The 15,073-nt window shown below is 41.7% G+C and carries 17 protein-coding genes and 2 pseudogenes; 10 read left to right on the top strand and 9 right to left on the bottom strand.

All coding sequences use genetic code 11. From position 1 onward, the window contains the following. The 3 genes from BGC07_RS22690 to BGC07_RS23990 all read left to right on the top strand — a co-directional run. Positions 1 to 200, top strand: a 200-nt coding sequence (locus BGC07_RS22690; protein ID WP_449421083.1) for a lipoyl protein ligase domain-containing protein, incomplete at its 5' end; no start/stop codon positions are given. Beyond that, entirely contained in the window at positions 163 to 369 is a 207-nt protein-coding gene (locus BGC07_RS23995; protein WP_139121720.1) for a lipoyl protein ligase domain-containing protein, read from the top strand. The genes BGC07_RS22690 and BGC07_RS23995, both read left to right, overlap by 38 nt. A 176-nt stretch (positions 370 to 545) precedes the next feature. Next, positions 546 to 794: a lipoate protein ligase C-terminal domain-containing protein gene (locus BGC07_RS23990; RefSeq protein ID WP_139121769.1), complete on the top strand. Its 249-nt coding sequence runs from the start codon at positions 546 to 548 to the stop codon at positions 792 to 794. A 65-nt stretch (positions 795 to 859) separates the two neighbouring features. On the opposite strand, the gene BGC07_RS14865 is transcribed toward BGC07_RS23990, so the two are convergent. After that, complete coding sequence (locus tag BGC07_RS14865) at positions 860 to 2,302, bottom strand: dihydrolipoyl dehydrogenase (RefSeq protein ID WP_069313731.1); 1,443 nt, start codon at positions 2,300 to 2,302, stop codon at positions 860 to 862. Between the two features lie 134 nt (positions 2,303 to 2,436). Further along, a complete protein-coding gene (locus tag BGC07_RS20805; RefSeq protein WP_158006964.1) occupies positions 2,437 to 2,574 on the bottom strand; it encodes a hypothetical protein in 138 nt (45 codons plus the stop codon). 42 nt (positions 2,575 to 2,616) lie between these two features. Between BGC07_RS20805 and BGC07_RS14860 the strand changes: the two genes are divergently transcribed. Continuing rightward, on the top strand, positions 2,617 to 3,501 hold the full coding sequence (locus BGC07_RS14860; RefSeq protein ID WP_069313730.1) for a DMT family transporter: 885 nt from the start codon (positions 2,617 to 2,619) through the stop codon (positions 3,499 to 3,501). 164 nt (positions 3,502 to 3,665) lie between these two features. Continuing rightward, entirely contained in the window at positions 3,666 to 3,857 is a 192-nt protein-coding gene (locus tag BGC07_RS14855) for a hypothetical protein (RefSeq protein ID WP_069313729.1), read from the top strand. A gap of 69 nt (positions 3,858 to 3,926) precedes the next feature. On the opposite strand, the gene BGC07_RS21270 is transcribed toward BGC07_RS14855, so the two are convergent. The 6 genes and pseudogenes from BGC07_RS21270 to prmB form a co-directional block, all read right to left on the bottom strand. After that, entirely contained in the window at positions 3,927 to 4,103 is a 177-nt protein-coding gene (locus tag BGC07_RS21270; protein ID WP_201258154.1) for a hypothetical protein, read from the bottom strand. Positions 4,104 to 4,486: 383 nt separating this feature from the next. Beyond that, positions 4,487 to 4,816: a DUF4404 family protein gene (locus BGC07_RS14850; RefSeq protein ID WP_069313728.1), complete on the bottom strand. Its 330-nt coding sequence runs from the start codon at positions 4,814 to 4,816 to the stop codon at positions 4,487 to 4,489. Positions 4,817 to 4,849: 33 nt separating this feature from the next. Next, positions 4,850 to 5,231, bottom strand: a pseudogene (gene gloA, locus BGC07_RS14845) (lactoylglutathione lyase). A 30-nt stretch (positions 5,232 to 5,261) separates the two neighbouring features. Next, positions 5,262 to 6,287 (bottom strand): aspartate-semialdehyde dehydrogenase, encoded by a 1,026-nt coding sequence (locus tag BGC07_RS14840; protein ID WP_069313727.1) that lies wholly within the window; start codon positions 6,285 to 6,287, stop codon positions 5,262 to 5,264. 48 nt (positions 6,288 to 6,335) lie between these two features. Continuing rightward, positions 6,336 to 6,800, bottom strand: a complete 465-nt coding sequence (locus tag BGC07_RS14835) for a low molecular weight protein-tyrosine-phosphatase (protein WP_069313726.1) — start codon at positions 6,798 to 6,800, stop codon at positions 6,336 to 6,338. Positions 6,801 to 6,820: 20 nt separating this feature from the next. Next, positions 6,821 to 7,747 carry a 50S ribosomal protein L3 N(5)-glutamine methyltransferase gene (gene prmB, locus BGC07_RS14830; protein WP_069313725.1) on the bottom strand — a complete coding sequence of 309 codons (927 nt, stop codon included), beginning with the start codon at positions 7,745 to 7,747 and terminating at the stop codon, positions 6,821 to 6,823. Positions 7,748 to 7,814: 67 nt separating this feature from the next. On the opposite strand from prmB, the gene BGC07_RS14825 reads away from it, so the two are divergent. The 5 genes and pseudogenes from BGC07_RS14825 (at position 7,815) to cydB (ending at position 13,759) form a co-directional block, all read left to right on the top strand. Then, positions 7,815 to 8,408 (top strand): Smr/MutS family protein, encoded by a 594-nt coding sequence (locus BGC07_RS14825; protein WP_077216933.1) that lies wholly within the window; start codon positions 7,815 to 7,817, stop codon positions 8,406 to 8,408. A 93-nt stretch (positions 8,409 to 8,501) separates the two neighbouring features. Further along, positions 8,502 to 9,206 carry a cation:proton antiporter domain-containing protein gene (locus tag BGC07_RS22685; protein WP_235603292.1) on the top strand — a complete coding sequence of 235 codons (705 nt, stop codon included), beginning with the start codon at positions 8,502 to 8,504 and terminating at the stop codon, positions 9,204 to 9,206. Further along, positions 9,148 to 10,497, top strand: coding sequence for a monovalent cation:proton antiporter family protein (locus tag BGC07_RS14820; RefSeq protein WP_235603290.1), 1,350 nt, complete (start codon positions 9,148 to 9,150; stop codon positions 10,495 to 10,497). The genes BGC07_RS22685 and BGC07_RS14820 overlap by 59 nt, the downstream gene beginning before the upstream one ends. A gap of 509 nt (positions 10,498 to 11,006) precedes the next feature. Further along, a pseudogene (locus tag BGC07_RS14815) lies at positions 11,007 to 12,624 on the top strand (cytochrome ubiquinol oxidase subunit I). Then, positions 12,617 to 13,759 (top strand): cytochrome d ubiquinol oxidase subunit II, encoded by a 1,143-nt coding sequence (gene cydB, locus BGC07_RS14810; RefSeq protein WP_069313724.1) that lies wholly within the window; start codon positions 12,617 to 12,619, stop codon positions 13,757 to 13,759. The pseudogene BGC07_RS14815 and the gene cydB overlap by 8 nt, the downstream one beginning before the upstream one ends. Positions 13,760 to 14,308: 549 nt before the next feature. Here the strand turns inward: cydB and udp are convergent. Further along, positions 14,309 to 15,055 carry a uridine phosphorylase gene (gene udp / locus BGC07_RS14805; RefSeq protein WP_069313723.1) on the bottom strand — a complete coding sequence of 249 codons (747 nt, stop codon included), beginning with the start codon at positions 15,053 to 15,055 and terminating at the stop codon, positions 14,309 to 14,311. Positions 15,056 to 15,073 lie beyond the last annotated feature (18 nt).

The raw sequence follows: 15,073 nt of genomic DNA, 5'->3' as shown, positions 1-15,073 counted from the left end.
GCACTGTTTACCATGATCTAGGTAATACCAATTTCACTTTTATTTCTCCAAAAAGCTCCGTAAACAAAGAGAATAATTTTAGTATTATTCTAAACGCTCTTGCCAAACTCAATATTCAAGCACATTGTGCCGGACGAAACGACTTACACGTAAAAATAAATAATGAAATTAAAAAAATTATCTGGCAGCGCCTTTTATAATAATAAAACCCACCACTTGCATCACGGCACATTACTCGTTAATGCATCAATGAGTAAGCTTGCAGACTATTTAAACCCAAGCAAGAAAAAGCTCATGGCTAAAGGTATTACTTCAGTCAAATCCAGAGTGAGCAATTTAACTGAGATTAACCCCCCATATTCATCATGAAAATTTAAGCCAAGCAATTATTTCAGCCTTTCAGGATGCCTATGATAATAGTGCGAACAAGGCAGTCACAAAACCCATTAACCTAGAAGCAATTAATCAATACCCAGGCCTTAGCACGCTCTATCAGCACTATAAAAGCTGGGAATGGTGCTACGGTAAAACATTAAGTTTTACCCATAGCTTCGAAAAAAAATCTTTCATTTGGGTTATTTTCAATTCAGCTTGTTGTCAAAAGTGCTCAAATTCAACAGGCTGAGGTCTACTCAGATTCACTCAATATCGATATTATCGATAAAATCAAATCCTGCTTAACCTTCAGCCCTTACTCTGCACAAGCAATGCAATCCATCTTTTACCCAATAACCCAAGAGTTTCCTGAGGAAGCACTTGAAATTTCAAGCTGGTTATCAAATGAGCTGCAATAAAACATAACCTATTACAGCCATTTCACGCCTCTTAAACTAAATTTAATAAAATTAAAGCTTTACTATTAGGCACCAACACCACAATCAATACAACGTGCCGGCGGTAACGGCCCCATTTGTAAATTGTGCAATAAATCACGTAAAGCTGTTCTTAACCCTTCTTCGATCACCGGATGATAAAATGGCATATGCAACACATCAATCACAGTTAAATTGCTTTGTATTGACCAAGCAAGTAAGTGTGCCAGATGCTCAGCACTTGGACCAAAAATTTCGGCACCTAATAATCGACCGGTACCACACTCACCATAGACATGTAATCGCCCTTTATTCACTAGCATCACTCGGCTACGACCTTGATCTTCAAACGAGACTTTCCCTACTTTAAATTCAATAGCACTCTCACTTAACTGCCGATAAGATTGACCAATAATCGCTAATTGAGGGTCAGTAAAAGCAACACCTAAAGCGGTATGACGTTTATGTTTAAAAACTTCAGGGAAACGCCCAGCATTTTCACCAGCAAGCTTGCCTTCATCCGCAGCTTCGTGCAGCAGTGGCAAATCACCGCTAGCATCTCCAGCAATAAAAATATGAGATTTTCCACACTGCATTGATAATGAATCATAAATAGGCACACCACGAGAGTTAAGCTCTAACGACGTGTTTTCTAAACCTAAATCATATACATTGGCAACGCGTCCGGTGGCTGCGAGTATGTACTCAAATTCACGAGTTTGCTCTATATTTTTATCATCAATAAATCGAATTGCTACATTATTACTATTTTCTGTAATCGCTAAAACATCTGCTTGACCATGAAAGGTAAATTCATTTTGAAAGGTTTTTAAGGCATATTGATTAATATCTGGATCTGTAATCATGCCAATTACATGATTACGGCCAAATAGCTCAATATTAACGTTTAAGCGATGTAACGCCTGACCTAATTCAAGGCCAATCACTCCAGCGCCAAACACGGCAATAGATTTGGGAAGATCTTGCCAATAAAACACATCGTCATTGGTCATCAAACGCGAACCTGCTGCTTTTAACTCTTCAGGAATATAAGGCTGCGAGCCTGTTGCAATAATGATACGTTCAGCCTGAACAATACGACCATCTGCTAAAATTAGCTCATGATCATTTTTAAATTTAGCTCGCTGCTGAATTAAGTGCTTTGGATTAAAGCCAGCAACGGCTTCTTTAACAAAACCAACAAAACGATCCCTTTCATCACGCACTCGCTGCATCACGGCCTTACCATTAACACGCGCAGGATTTACTTCTAAACCAAAACTAGATATTTTCGTCATTTTATGGCAGGCATTTGCCGGAGCAATCAGTAATTTAGACGGCATACACCCTACACGTGCGCAGGTCGTGCCATATTCTCCCGCTTCCAATAAAGCAATATTTTGTGTAAATTTACTCACTTCTCGGTAAGCGGCCATGCCCGCAGTGCCTGTCCCAATGATAGCGAAATCAACAATCAGATTACTTTCCATGCTAATTTTCCTTGTCAACTGAAATAAAATATAAAACGTTATAAGTCCAAACTTTACTCAACCCTAGCTCATCAAGCAAAACAAAGGTTGTTATTCTCACAATTATATACACCCATATCACTCCAGCACAGCAGTCATTGGTCACACAACAATAACATTGGGTTTTTCATTCCACTTTCCCATGCGACCCTTGAACACTTAGCTGGTAACTCTCCCTTCACCCGACTGGCTTCAGACCCTTCTTGGCCAGAATAAAGATCACCGATTGCCATAGTGAATCCAGGCAGTTACAATGGTGGTTTTTTGAGGTCATTGTGAGCACATCGACAAAAGCAACTTGGTTTCTTATCCTTGTCACCGTCATGTGGGGCCTAACATTTCCATTAATTAAAAGTGCTGTTGATACGATTAATCCAAGTGCATTTGTTGCGATTCGTCTGATTATTGCAGTCATTACTTTTTTCCCCTTTATCTTACATAAAGTACCAAAAGTCACACCAACAATTATTCAAGGGGCGCTCCTCCTCGGGTTTTTTGAATCCTTATGCTACATCTGCCAAACCATTGGTCTACAAACAATTAGTTCAGCCAACTCAGCTTTTATTACCGCTTTTAGCGTTGTGCTCGTTCCTTTTCTTTCACCCTTATTTGGCTTAGGCAAACCCACTAAAACAGACATTTTTGCTTCGGTTATCTGCTTATTGGGCATCTTTATCTTAACGGGTGCTAGAGTATCTCATATTGGCTCAGGAGAGCTTTGGTCTTTCGGATGTGCCTTCACCTATGCACTTTCCATTTCTTATCTACAACGTATCACTCTTAAAATCAAACAAAATATAATCTTACTCGTCGGTTTTCAAATTCTTTTTGCCATTCCATTACCTTTGATTGTCTCACTGACACAACCAGCTCATCTCACTCTGACACCAATACTAATCATTGCATTGATATTCTGCGGTTCATTTTCAACCTGCTTAACTTTTTTCTTGCAAAGTAAATATCAAAATAAAATAAGCATTAATAAAGCCGCTTTAATTTATGCCTTCGAACCTGTATTTGCAACTGTATTTGCTTATTTTATCAATGGCGAGGCTATTTATGAAAGCACAATCATCGGCGGGTTATTAGTTTTCACTAGCTTTATGGTCTCCCAATACGCTCACCTTTTTGAAAAAGTATGGGCGCGCACAAAAGCTTAATTTTAATTCTATTTCAATAAATAAAATTGATAAACAAGCAAAATATCATCATATTTTATTTTATATGTGAAATATTCTACTTTCAGTGGAACAAACAAACATTATGACCTACGCTTTAAATGAAACATGAATGAAAACAGTGTGTTATTTATAGGGGACTTGCCATGCGACTATCAGCTTTAATTCTTGCCAGCCTTATCACACTCCCTGCACTTTCTTTTGCTTCTACCAACATCTCAACGCAATACGACTATAAGGTTACAAAAATAAGCGCTGAATCACAAAATAACAACCCGATACTTAGAGGAAAACAACGAGTATGGTTTAAAAATATAGAAACTGCCGAAAAGTCTTAATTTCAAACTTCACTGAAAACCAGCATGCCCGTGATAATACAGCGGGCATGGTTATGTCATGTCTGACTCTTAGTAAGGAACAATCATTCCAACTTTCGTGCGATGTTTAGTCACTTCCACAAAATAACCTTCTGATAATAGTTGCATGACCTGCTTCAAGTTTTGCTGTAACTCCGAAGAAGAAACACGAACAACCTGTTGTCCATCCATCTGATATTGGATTTTTTTGACCCCTTGCTTATCCAACCGACACCTCCAAATTAGAATTATAGTCTATGCCTGCGAACTAAGGCTCAAAAACTAAATAAAGTATCGCATTCAATAAATAAAAACAGCAAACTCTAAAATTTAGCCTTAAAAAACAATACAATCGTATAGATTATGTCGCAAGCACGATAATCTTATAACACTTTCCATTCCCCATATATAGAGAAAACACCCACTTTTCTATATATGATTAAGGGGTTAACACAGCTCAACAAAAGGCAAAATGATCTAACTAGCAGATAAATATAGAAAGCGCCCGTTCAGAAAACCTTAATTACCCGATTAATAGTCTGGTTTTCAACAGCAATAAACTCTAACAACTCTGAAAACTAAAATCAGGGCGTTTCAGCCCTGCTATGCAGCTATATCCCCATATTACCCAATGAAATAATGATATCCCTCACCGTCTGTACCAAACGCGGATGAGAGTTTTCAAATTCGACCACCGAGCGTTCCAATGCTTGCGCAGATAAATCCAATAAGTCCTCATTTTTATCATCTTTTAGCAGTTCATGAGTCGATGCTTGGGTAAAATTAGCAATGCTACGTGCATTATCTTTGCTCGTTTTTTCTAGGTCTAGCAGCTCGGCACGCAAGGTCTTTGCGAGTTCAAGTAACTCAGCTCTTTTTTCATCTGACAATTTTGCACTTTCTAACTGCTTTTCAATTTTATTCAATGTATCTTGAATCATTGCTACCTCTATCAATTTATCTATTATTTCTATTTATTTTTCAATTAACTCAATTTTGTAACCATCCGGGTCTTCAATAAAAGCGATTACCGTTGTCCCCCCCTTTAACAGGGCCAGGCGCGCGAGTGACTCGCCCACCCCCAGCATGGACTTGCTGACAAAACCGATGAATATCATCAACTTCAAATGCTAAATGGCCAAATGCAGTCCCTAACTCATAATCTGATTCATCCCAATTGTAAGTTAATTCCAATACCGTATGATCATTTTCTTCACCATAACCCACAAAAGCTAATGTATAACGGTACTGCTCATTATCTGATCGTCGCAATAACTTCATGCCCAATATCTCAGTATAAAACTGGATAGACTTTTCTAAATCAATCACCCGGATCATAGTATGCAAAAATCGCATGGGTTCCCCTGTTTATTATCAATAATCACCTTAGGGCAATTCGTTTTTTATTAAATGCTCAGCAATCTGTATCGCATTAAGTGCTGCGCCCTTACGCACATTATCTGCAACGACCCATAAATTTATCCCCTTATCACAGGAAATATCTTCACGAATACGACCCACATACACCGCATCCTTCCCAGAAGCATCTGAAACAGGTGTTGGATAATCAAAGCTTTCTCCCACACCATCGATCACTTTAACGCCAGGCGCATTTTCCAAAAGTTCAAGCGCTTTAGTTGCAGTAATCTTTTCTTTGGTTTCGATATTTACCGCTTCTGCATGACCATAGAAGACAGGAACTCTAACCGCCGTTGGATTCACTTTAATCTGGTCATCCGCAAAGATTTTTTGCGTCTCACGCACCATTTTCATCTCTTCAAAGGTATAGCCATTATCTTCAAGTCGATCAATATGTGGCAATACATTAAAAGCAATTTGTTTAGGGTAGACCTTCGTTTCAACTGGCTTTGCATTTAACAAGCTCGCTGTTTGATGCGCCAACTCTTCTAACGCCTGCTTACCCGTTCCAGAAACAGCCTGATAAGTCGCCACATTAATACGCTCTATCCCAACCGCATCATATAATGGCTTCAAGGCAACAACCATTTGAATCGTTGAGCAGTTTGGGTTAGCAATGATATTACGCACCTTATAGTTTTTAATCGCCTCAGGGTTCACTTCAGGAACAACTAAAGGAATATCATTCTCATACCGAAAGCGTGAAGTATTATCAATAACGATCGCTCCAGCTTCGGCTGCTTTCGGTACATAATCGTGAGAAATATCACCACCCGCAGAGAAAAATGCAATATCAACCTTGGAAAAATCAAACGCGTCTAAATTTTCAACAGCCAGTGACTGATGACCTAACTCAACTGTTTTCCCTACAGAACGCTGACTCGCTAAAGGATAGACTTTATCAACAGGAAACTTACGCTCAACCAGTAACTCCAATAAAGTCTCGCCTACGGCCCCCGTAGCTCCAACAACTGCAATCGAATATTTTTTCATTACCGCCCACCTCGTTATATTTTATCCACATATTTGCCACATTATTAATTATTGAGTGCATAATTTTTTTAATAGTGCATCAACACCTAAACTAATTTCAGCAAAGACCAGCTCAAACCCTCGTTCACCACCATAATAAGGATCCGGCACATCTTGACTGACGGCACCTTCAACATGATCGAGCAGCAGTGACAACTTATGCTGAGCATGGGCAGGAGCCGAACGGCGTAAGTAATCCATATTGTTTTTATCCATACAAATAATATGGTCAAAACGTTCAAAATCATCCACTGTCACCACGCGTGCACGTAAATGATTAAGTTCAATGCCATGTTTCTCAGCCACTTCTTGGGAACGTGCGTCGGGTGCTGCGCCCTCATTAAAAGCATGGGTCCCTGCTGAGTCAATTTCAATATGCTTAATTAACCCCATTTCTACAAGCTTTTTCTGGCAAACTCCCTCAGCAGTGGGCGAACGACAAATATTTCCTGTACACACAAACAATAATTTCATGCTTATTTCCCTCCTTGATATTAAAATATATTCTGATAGCGGACCAACTCTTCATAACTGATGACAAACACCCCGCTACCACCTCGCTCAAACTCTAGCCAAGTAAAGGGCACTGTTGGAAAACTATCTTCTAAAGCTACAGCACTATTACCCACTTCAATAATCATCACCCCGTGTGGATTTAAATAATGCTTGCCTTCTTTTAACATTCTTCGCACAATATCAAGGCCATCGTGCCCTGCTTCAAGGGCAAGTGCTGGCTCATGACGATATTCATCAGGCAAACTGCTCATATCTTCAGCATCAACATAGGGCGGGTTACTGACAATGACATCATATTTGCCTTGAATCTGATCAAACAAGTCCGACTCGATCAAGTTAACACGCTCGTCCAAGTCATGGTGATCCACGTTACGGCGAGCAATTTGCAGCGCTTCTTTAGAAATATCAACACAATCAACGAGTGTCTCTGGCAATTCAACTGCACAAGCAATACCGATACAACCACTGCCCGTGCATAAATCCAATACGCGGTGGATTTTAGATGACTCCACCCACGGCTCAAAATGCTGCTCAATTAGCTCTGCGATTGGCGAACGAGGAATCAACACATTTTCATCAACATAAAAATCTAAATTGTAAAACCAAGCTTCATGAGTAATATAAGGCACCGGCTTACGTAAATTCACCCGCTGCTCGACCAAAACAAGTAACTGCTGTTTCTCACCACTTGTCAAACGTGCATTCATCATTTCACGAGGAATTTCACCAGGCCAACTCAAAGCATGACGTAGCAATTGCACTGCATCATCCCAAGGGTTATCTGTGCCATGACCATAAAAAAGCTCTGCACGTTGAAAACTACTGACCATCCAGCGTAACCAATCCCCAATCGTATGTAAGTCAGTTTGTACCGCTTTATTTATTACCGTTAACTCTCGTTTCATTCACTCTTTCACTTATACATGCTAAACTTAGCTTTCATTATGACATAACAACGCCTCGAAAGTAACGATGACTGATTCCAAGAAAAAAAACATAAAAAAACATGAGCTCTCTGCTGAAGAACAAGCATTCCTTCAAGAAGAAATGCAAGGTATTAAACCATTACAGCAAACTCAAGCAGTCATCAATAAAAAACAGCCTCTGCCTAAAAAAATAAAGCAGCCTGATTTCAGTAATAACGATCCAGAAAAAGAAGAATTCTCAGACTATGCACTCTGCCAAACAGTACAAGCGAATGATCTGATCGATTACTATCAAGAAGGTATGCAACACAGTGTACTTGCTAAGCTAAAACGCGGAAAAATTTTGGCTGAAGATGAACTTGACCTGCATGGTTATAGCATTCATCAAGCAAAACAACAGCTCAAGCAATTTTTTGATTATTGCCAAAATCGCCAATACCAATGCATACGCATTGTACATGGTAAAGGGAAAATGAGCCAAGAAGCCCCTATACTCAAAAATAAACTCAATAATTGGTTACGCCACTCCTCTCGCGTACTCGCTTTTGCTTCAGCACCCAAGCGTTTCGGAGGGGCAGGTGCGCTCCACGTCTTAATCAAACGTAAAAAAAATAACCTTCAGGACTTCAACCCATTGTGAGCAAAGATACAGAGCATTTTTAAAAAATTTTAGATTCATTAGATCACTGTTTAACGCTATAATCGTAGCCTTCAATTCATTTAGCGAGCATCTATGACACACAGCCTTTTTCAGCAGCTTCTTATTTTATTAGCCACATCTGTTGTCATCGTTGCTATTTTTAGGCGTTTTAAGCTTCCCCCCATTCTTGGCTATCTCTTTGTCGGTGTACTTGCTGGCCCTTCTGGCCCGGGCTGGATCTCCACCTTTAATAACTTGCATGTTCTAGCGAAATTTGGTGTTGTCTTCTTACTTTTTACTATTGGCCTTGAACTTTCTTTACCTCGCCTCGCCGCCATGCGTTCAGCCTTGCTCAAAGCCGGTAGCCTGCAAGTTATAATCTGCATCTTAATTGCCTGGGGAATTGGCATTATTTTGGGCTTAAGCTTATCGAGCAGCTTTATTACTGCCGGTGCCATCGCTCTTTCTTCGACCGCTATTGCCAGCAAATTACTCGCAGAAGCCGGTTCGGTCAACACACCACGGGGCCAGCTTTCATTATCAATCTTAATTTTCCAAGATCTAGCCACAATTCCACTGCTCATTATTGCAACGTCACTCAGCCAAGGCAGCAGCGATCATATCGTTCAAACCACAGCGATTGAACTGGCCAAAGGCGTCGCTGCCTTCGCCGTCCTCGTTTTTGTCGGTCACTGGGTCGTTTCTCGCATCTTTCATGAAATTTCCAAAGCACGTTCAAGTGAACCTTTTTTTGCTCACCGCCCTTTGTATCGCGCTTGCCGCAGCCTGGATTACTGATTTAATGGGGTTATCCATGGAGCTTGGTGCATTTCTTGCCGGAGTCATTCTCGGTGGGACACCATATCATCACCAAGTTTCTGCTGATATTCGACCCTTCCGTGATACTCTGTTGGGCCTGTTTTTTATTGGTATGGGCAGCCTGGTCAACCTACATGAACTTGCTGACCTTGCTGTCTGGGTGATTTTAATTGCGGTTGCTATCGTTGTTGTTAAAGCTATTGTAATCTATGTGGTTGTCAGGTTCACCCGGCAAGCGAATTCTGAAGATGCCTTTAAAACGGGTATATTACTGTCCCAAGGCGGTGAGTTTGGTTTTGTCTTAATTTCAATAGAAACCAATTTTAATACCATCGATGATCACGTCGCTCAAGTTATGCTAGGCGCTTTGATGATCAGTATGGTCATCTCTATTATGCTGGTACGCTTTCAAAAGCCATTACTCGAGCTCTTTAAAAAGCTGACCGAGCGCTCAACAGAAGGCCCTGCTCTTCCCAAGGCGCCCACCAATACAGCAACTCAACTTAAAGATCACGTGATTATCTGCGGCTTTAGTCGTGTCGGCCAGCGCCTAGCACGTGCCGTTGAGTCCGAAGGATTTGATTATATTGCCATTGATTTAGACCCTTTGCGTATAGAACAGGCCTCACTTGCAGGTGAGAATATTTTCTATGGCGATGCCACCCAGCTAGACACACTACGCCATGCCGGCATTGCCCATGCCAAAGCCCTAGTAATTACCTTCACAACACCCTCGAGCAGTGTCAAAAAATCCTTGCGCCTGGTCCAGCATGTTGCACCCAACCTACATGTTCTTGTCCGTGCTAAAAACGACGCTTTACTTGAAGAATACCGCCAAGAAGGCGCTACAGAAGTTGTCTCAGAGGCCCTTGAAAGTAGCCTCATGCTTGGTTCTCACCTCATGCTCATGCTCGGTGTCCCTAAACATCGAGTGATGGGTTGGCTACTCAATATTCGCAAAAATCGCTATGACCTTTTGCGCGGTTTCTTTAAAGGCCAGGATGTCGAAACCATCGAAAGTGATGAAAATATGCGCGAACAATTAAGCTCGTTCTTTCTACCGGAGGGTAGCTTTGCAGTGGATCGCACACTCAAAGAGCTTAAGCTTGAAGACTTCTCTGTCATCGTCACCGCCATACGTCGTAGCGGTATTCGAGGCGCTCAGCCTGAGCCTGATACACGCCTAAAGTCGCAGGATATTTTAGTGTTATACGGCACTCCAGAGAACATCGAACGTGCTGAAGCCAAGCTCATTGGCAATATCACCTGACAAGGCCTCTTGCTGCCATTTAAAAGTCGCCTTAAAAACCCCCTTGCTTGGGTAACTGTATACACTCCCGCACGTGCCAATATTCATCTGCACCAAAATTACTCAAAAAATTAAGAAACAGCCTGACAGTTTCGGAAAAAGTATCGAAGAAATTCCAATGAAAAAGCGCAAAAAACTGATCCCCAAACAACTTATTTGCAGACTTCAAACTTTATTTACTCTATAATGATTCGGCGTAAATTGAAGGTTAGAGCTTAATGCTATGGCAAAATCATGAGAAACTTTCTTGAAAACTCTTTACATTTAACCGACAAGTACTCAGGCTCACCCATGATGTTTTCCTTCATGAATTTAAACAGGGCTAAATCTGTTCTTTCTAATCTCAAGGGTGTGGCCTGGACCTCTACACTTTTCAACATCATAAACTATTTTGGACAACCCCCTTTTATTTACAGTGCATTAAAATTACTATTTTACAAAATTAACACCTATCAACATCGGAGAGGATAATGCTTCCTATCGAACATGTCGTTGAGCTATCACGGTGGCAGTTTGGCATCACTGCTCTTTATCACTTTCTTTTTGTACCTTTGACTTTAGGGATGACTTGGATACTGTTTGGCATGGAATGCCTCTATGTTAAAACAGGAAAACAAGTTTATAAGGACATGGTCCGCTTCTGGGGAAAACTCTTCGGCATTAACTTTGCCTTAGGTGTTGTCACCGGTATCACCATGGAGTTTGAATTTGGCGTGAACTGGGCTTATTACTCGCAATATGTTGGTAATATTTTCGGTGCGCCGCTCGCCATTGAGGGGCTCGTCGCTTTCATGCTTGAATCAACATTCTTTGGTATTTTCTTTTTTGGCTGGGACAAACTGTCGAAAAAGCAACACCTGTTCGCAACATTTTGCTTAGCCGTCGGCTCAATGTTCTCAGCCTTATTCATTCTCGTTGCCAATGGCTGGATGCAACATCCTGTAGGTTCTGAGTTCGACATTGATTCAATGCGCATGCAAATGACAAGCTTTTACGATATTCTCTTCAACCCGACGGCACAAGCTGAATTTGCACACACCATTACAGCCGGCCTTGTCACCGGCGCGATGTTCGTCACAGGCATCAGCTCATATTATTTGCTCAAAGGCCGTGATATTGTCTTTGCTAAACGCTCCTTTATCTATGGTTCTTTTTTTGGCTTAATCGTCCTTTTAGGTGTTGCCTTCTTCGGTGATCATGCAGGGCTTGATGTTGATGAAACCCAGCCCATGAAAATGGCAGCCATTGAAGGTCTATGGGAAACACCCGAGGCGCCTGCTCCTTGGACCATGCTTGCTCTGCCGAGTAATGACGAGCTTAAAAACCTTGTTGCAATCAAAATCCCTTATGCTTTAAGCATCATTGCCACTCACTCACTCGACGGCACAGTCAAGGGCATGAAAGAAGTGATTGCTGATAATGTCGTGCGTATGACCAATGGCCGCAAAGCCTACCTTGCACTCGTTGAACTAAGAACGAAAAAAAGCATCACGGGTAAACCACTTTCTGCCAGACAACTCGCGCAAGTGAAACGTACACTTGAATTACACAAAAACGACCTCGGTTATGGTCTATTGCTAAAATCTCACATCAGCGACATTCAAAATGCTTCGCATGCACAAATCCAACAAGTTGCTAAAAAACGCAATTCCTGAGGTTTGGACCGTCTTTTACTCATTCCGTTTGATGATCGCCTGCTTTGGCGTCATGCTCTTGATTGTTCTTGCCGCAGGCTTCTTTAATATCCGCGGTAAACTGTGGGAGCAGCGCTGGTTATTTAGAACTGCTCTGTATGCTATACCGCTGCCGTTCCTGGCCTGCTTGTTCGGCTGGTTCGTTGCCGAGCATGGTCGTCAGCCTTGGGTCGTTCAAAATACCTTACCGACAGCAATGGGGTCATCTTCTGTATCAACAGGACAGCTCACCTTTAGCCTGATTGGTTTTGGCTTGTTCTATACCTTACTTTTTATTATTGAAATGTACCTCATGTTTAAATTTGCACGCCTAGGTCCAAGCGCCCTACATACGGGCCGTTATCACTTTGAACAACCTGCTAATGCAAATGAGGAGTTAAAGAAAAATGATTGATCTTTCAACTATGCAAGTCATTGGCTGGGTCATCGTCGGCGCGACTCTCCTCGCCTTTGCACTAACAAGCGGCTTTGACTCAGGTATTGGTATTTTATTACCCTTTATCGGCAAGAACGATACCGAACGGCGTTTAGCACTTAATGTCATCGGCCCAACATGGGATGGCAATCAAGTCTGGCTAATCACTGCAGGAGGGGCGGTTTTTGCCATCTGGCCTACCGTTTATGCCACCGCATTTTCTGGTTACTATGTTGCCATGCTGCTCATCCTTTGGTCGCTATTCTTGCGCCCCGTCGGTTTTGAGTACCGCTCAAAACTGCCAAATCAAACATGGCGCAATAACTGGGACATCGGCATTTTTATTGCCAGCTTTATCCCCATTTTAATTATGGGTGTTGCCTTTGGTAACTTACTGCTCGGTTCGCCCTTTACTTTTGACCCTATATTTTTAAGAATGCAATACACTGGATCATTTATTGATTTACTATCTCCCTTCGCATTGCTGTGTGGTATTACTGCGATTTTTATGGTAATTACTCATGGTTCTGCTTACTTAAACTTGCGTACCAAAGGCATTATCAAAACACGCGCCCAAAAAGCACTGCGCATGTTCGCTTGGCTTTATATCATCGCCTTTGCAGCAGCCGGAATTTTAATCGCCTATAAAGTTCCAGGTTATATTCTTGGCAAAAGCATTGCTAGCATCAATGACCCACTTGCCAACCATGTCACTCGCCAAGTCGGCGCTTGGATGAATAATTATCATACTTATCCGTGGACGATACTCGCACCGATTACAGGCTTTATCGGCGCATTCTTTGCAATTATCACCGCACAGGCAAACCGTTCAATTTGGCCCTTCCTTGGCACAAGTTTAATTCAGATTGGCACTATTCTAACTGCCGCATTAAGCTTATTCCCGTTTATCATGCCATCAAGTACCGATCCAGCACACAGCTTAACGGTATGGAATTCATCAACGACGCACCACGCTCTCACTATTATTGCGATTGTCGCTGTAATCATGGTCCCGGTGATTTTCTGTTACACCACCTTTGTCTATATCAAGATGTGGCGTGATGGCCCCATTCATGAAAAAGACATCGAACGTGGTCAACACATTCTGTATTAAGGAGATTAAATAGTATGATGTATTTAGGTTGGTTTCTCTTTACCTTAGCTGCTACATTTCTAACCGGCTTAATCGTCCTTCACCATGATCGTCACCATTTTGAAGACTTCGAAGAAGACGAAAACAAAATATAACCCATATAATACACAGTAAAAAAGGCAGCACAGACTTACCAAAATCACCTGCTGCCTTTTTATTTATATAATTTATACTGTTATCGATTATTTTCAATCATTTCTTTTAAGATCATCATCACGTTCTGCATTCCTTGATCATATTTGCTTTCGATGCGAGCCAGGGAGCGCCAAGCGCGGGGTGAGTATTCCGAGGTAGGCTCGGATTTTTTAGCAGAGCGGAGTGACGTAGGGCCTTTAGGTCCGGAGTCGGCGGAACGAGTGTCTAAAAATCTATACGAGCCGTAGAGTCATCTGAGAGCGAGATGCGGAGTGTGCCGAATTAAGGCACGGAGCGTCTCGTGACGGGGACGGCCGAGGCATTATAGTCGTCGCGTTTTGCGAGGCGATTTTGCACCATGGAAGTGCAAAATACCTACCGAGGTAGCGACGCTTCCGTATCTGCGAATTCAGAATCCGTTCGTTTTGCGACAACAACACATAAACAAGCGGCCTTTAAACCAAAAATGGAGCAAATTGTAAATAACGCGGAAGATTCCATTTCAAAGTTCATAACGTTCAACTTGCGCCACTCTTCCAACGTCTTTTGAAATTTTTTCGGCACATAGCCAGAATAACTATCATAGCGTTCTTGGCCCGGATAAAATGTATCTGAGGACGCTGTAATCCCGGTGTTTAGCGAAAGGTTTAAGCGACATGCTGCACTCACAATCTGTTGTGATGATTCAAAATCCGCAATCGCAGGGTATTCTATAGGAGCATAATGTGAAGATGTTCCATCTAAACGCACAGCCCCCGTTGAGAGCAATAAGCACCCTAAGTCTATTTTTTCTTGAATTGACCCTGTTGTTCCGACTCGAATGAATTTTTTAATACCAACCATTGCAAGTTCTTCAATCGCAATACCCACCGAAGGCCCACCCATCCCGGTAGAACACAACAATACATTCACCCGGCCAACTGTCGCCAAATATGATGTATATTCACGACTTTTGCCTATATGCTCAGCTTTTGCATCAAGCATTTTTGCCAGACATTCAACACGCCCCGGATCTCCTGGCAAAATCGCAGTATCTGCTCCCTGTAAATCAGCAGCACTAAGGCCAATATGGTACAATTTTTCAGTTTCAGAAACTTGTTTATTCTTAATATTACCATTCATATAACACATCCTTATTAT

Source organism: Piscirickettsia litoralis (genome assembly GCF_001720395.1).
Classification (GTDB): Bacteria; Pseudomonadota; Gammaproteobacteria; order Piscirickettsiales; family Piscirickettsiaceae; genus Piscirickettsia; species Piscirickettsia litoralis.
Note: the sequence above shows the minus strand (reverse complement) of the source record. Positions and strands in the feature narration are given on the sequence as shown.

Coding starts and splice junctions, on each gene's coding strand:
- BGC07_RS23995 (WP_139121720.1), top strand. CDS start 163: ATGAAATTAAAAAAATTATCTGGCAGCGCCTTTTATAATAATAAAACC.
- BGC07_RS14865 (WP_069313731.1), bottom strand. CDS start 2,302: ATGGAAAGTAATCTGATTGTTGATTTCGCTATCATTGGGACAGGCACT.
- BGC07_RS20805 (WP_158006964.1), bottom strand. CDS start 2,574: ATGGCAATCGGTGATCTTTATTCTGGCCAAGAAGGGTCTGAAGCCAGT.
- BGC07_RS14855 (WP_069313729.1), top strand. CDS start 3,666: ATGCGACTATCAGCTTTAATTCTTGCCAGCCTTATCACACTCCCTGCA.
- BGC07_RS14850 (WP_069313728.1), bottom strand. CDS start 4,816: ATGATTCAAGATACATTGAATAAAATTGAAAAGCAGTTAGAAAGTGCA.
- BGC07_RS14840 (WP_069313727.1), bottom strand. CDS start 6,287: ATGAAAAAATATTCGATTGCAGTTGTTGGAGCTACGGGGGCCGTAGGC.
- BGC07_RS14835 (WP_069313726.1), bottom strand. CDS start 6,800: ATGAAATTATTGTTTGTGTGTACAGGAAATATTTGTCGTTCGCCCACT.
- prmB (WP_069313725.1), bottom strand. CDS start 7,747: ATGAAACGAGAGTTAACGGTAATAAATAAAGCGGTACAAACTGACTTA.
- BGC07_RS14825 (WP_077216933.1), top strand. CDS start 7,815: ATGACTGATTCCAAGAAAAAAAACATAAAAAAACATGAGCTCTCTGCT.
- BGC07_RS22685 (WP_235603292.1), top strand. CDS start 8,502: ATGACACACAGCCTTTTTCAGCAGCTTCTTATTTTATTAGCCACATCT.
- cydB (WP_069313724.1), top strand. CDS start 12,617: ATGATTGATCTTTCAACTATGCAAGTCATTGGCTGGGTCATCGTCGGC.
- udp (WP_069313723.1), bottom strand. CDS start 15,055: ATGAATGGTAATATTAAGAATAAACAAGTTTCTGAAACTGAAAAATTG.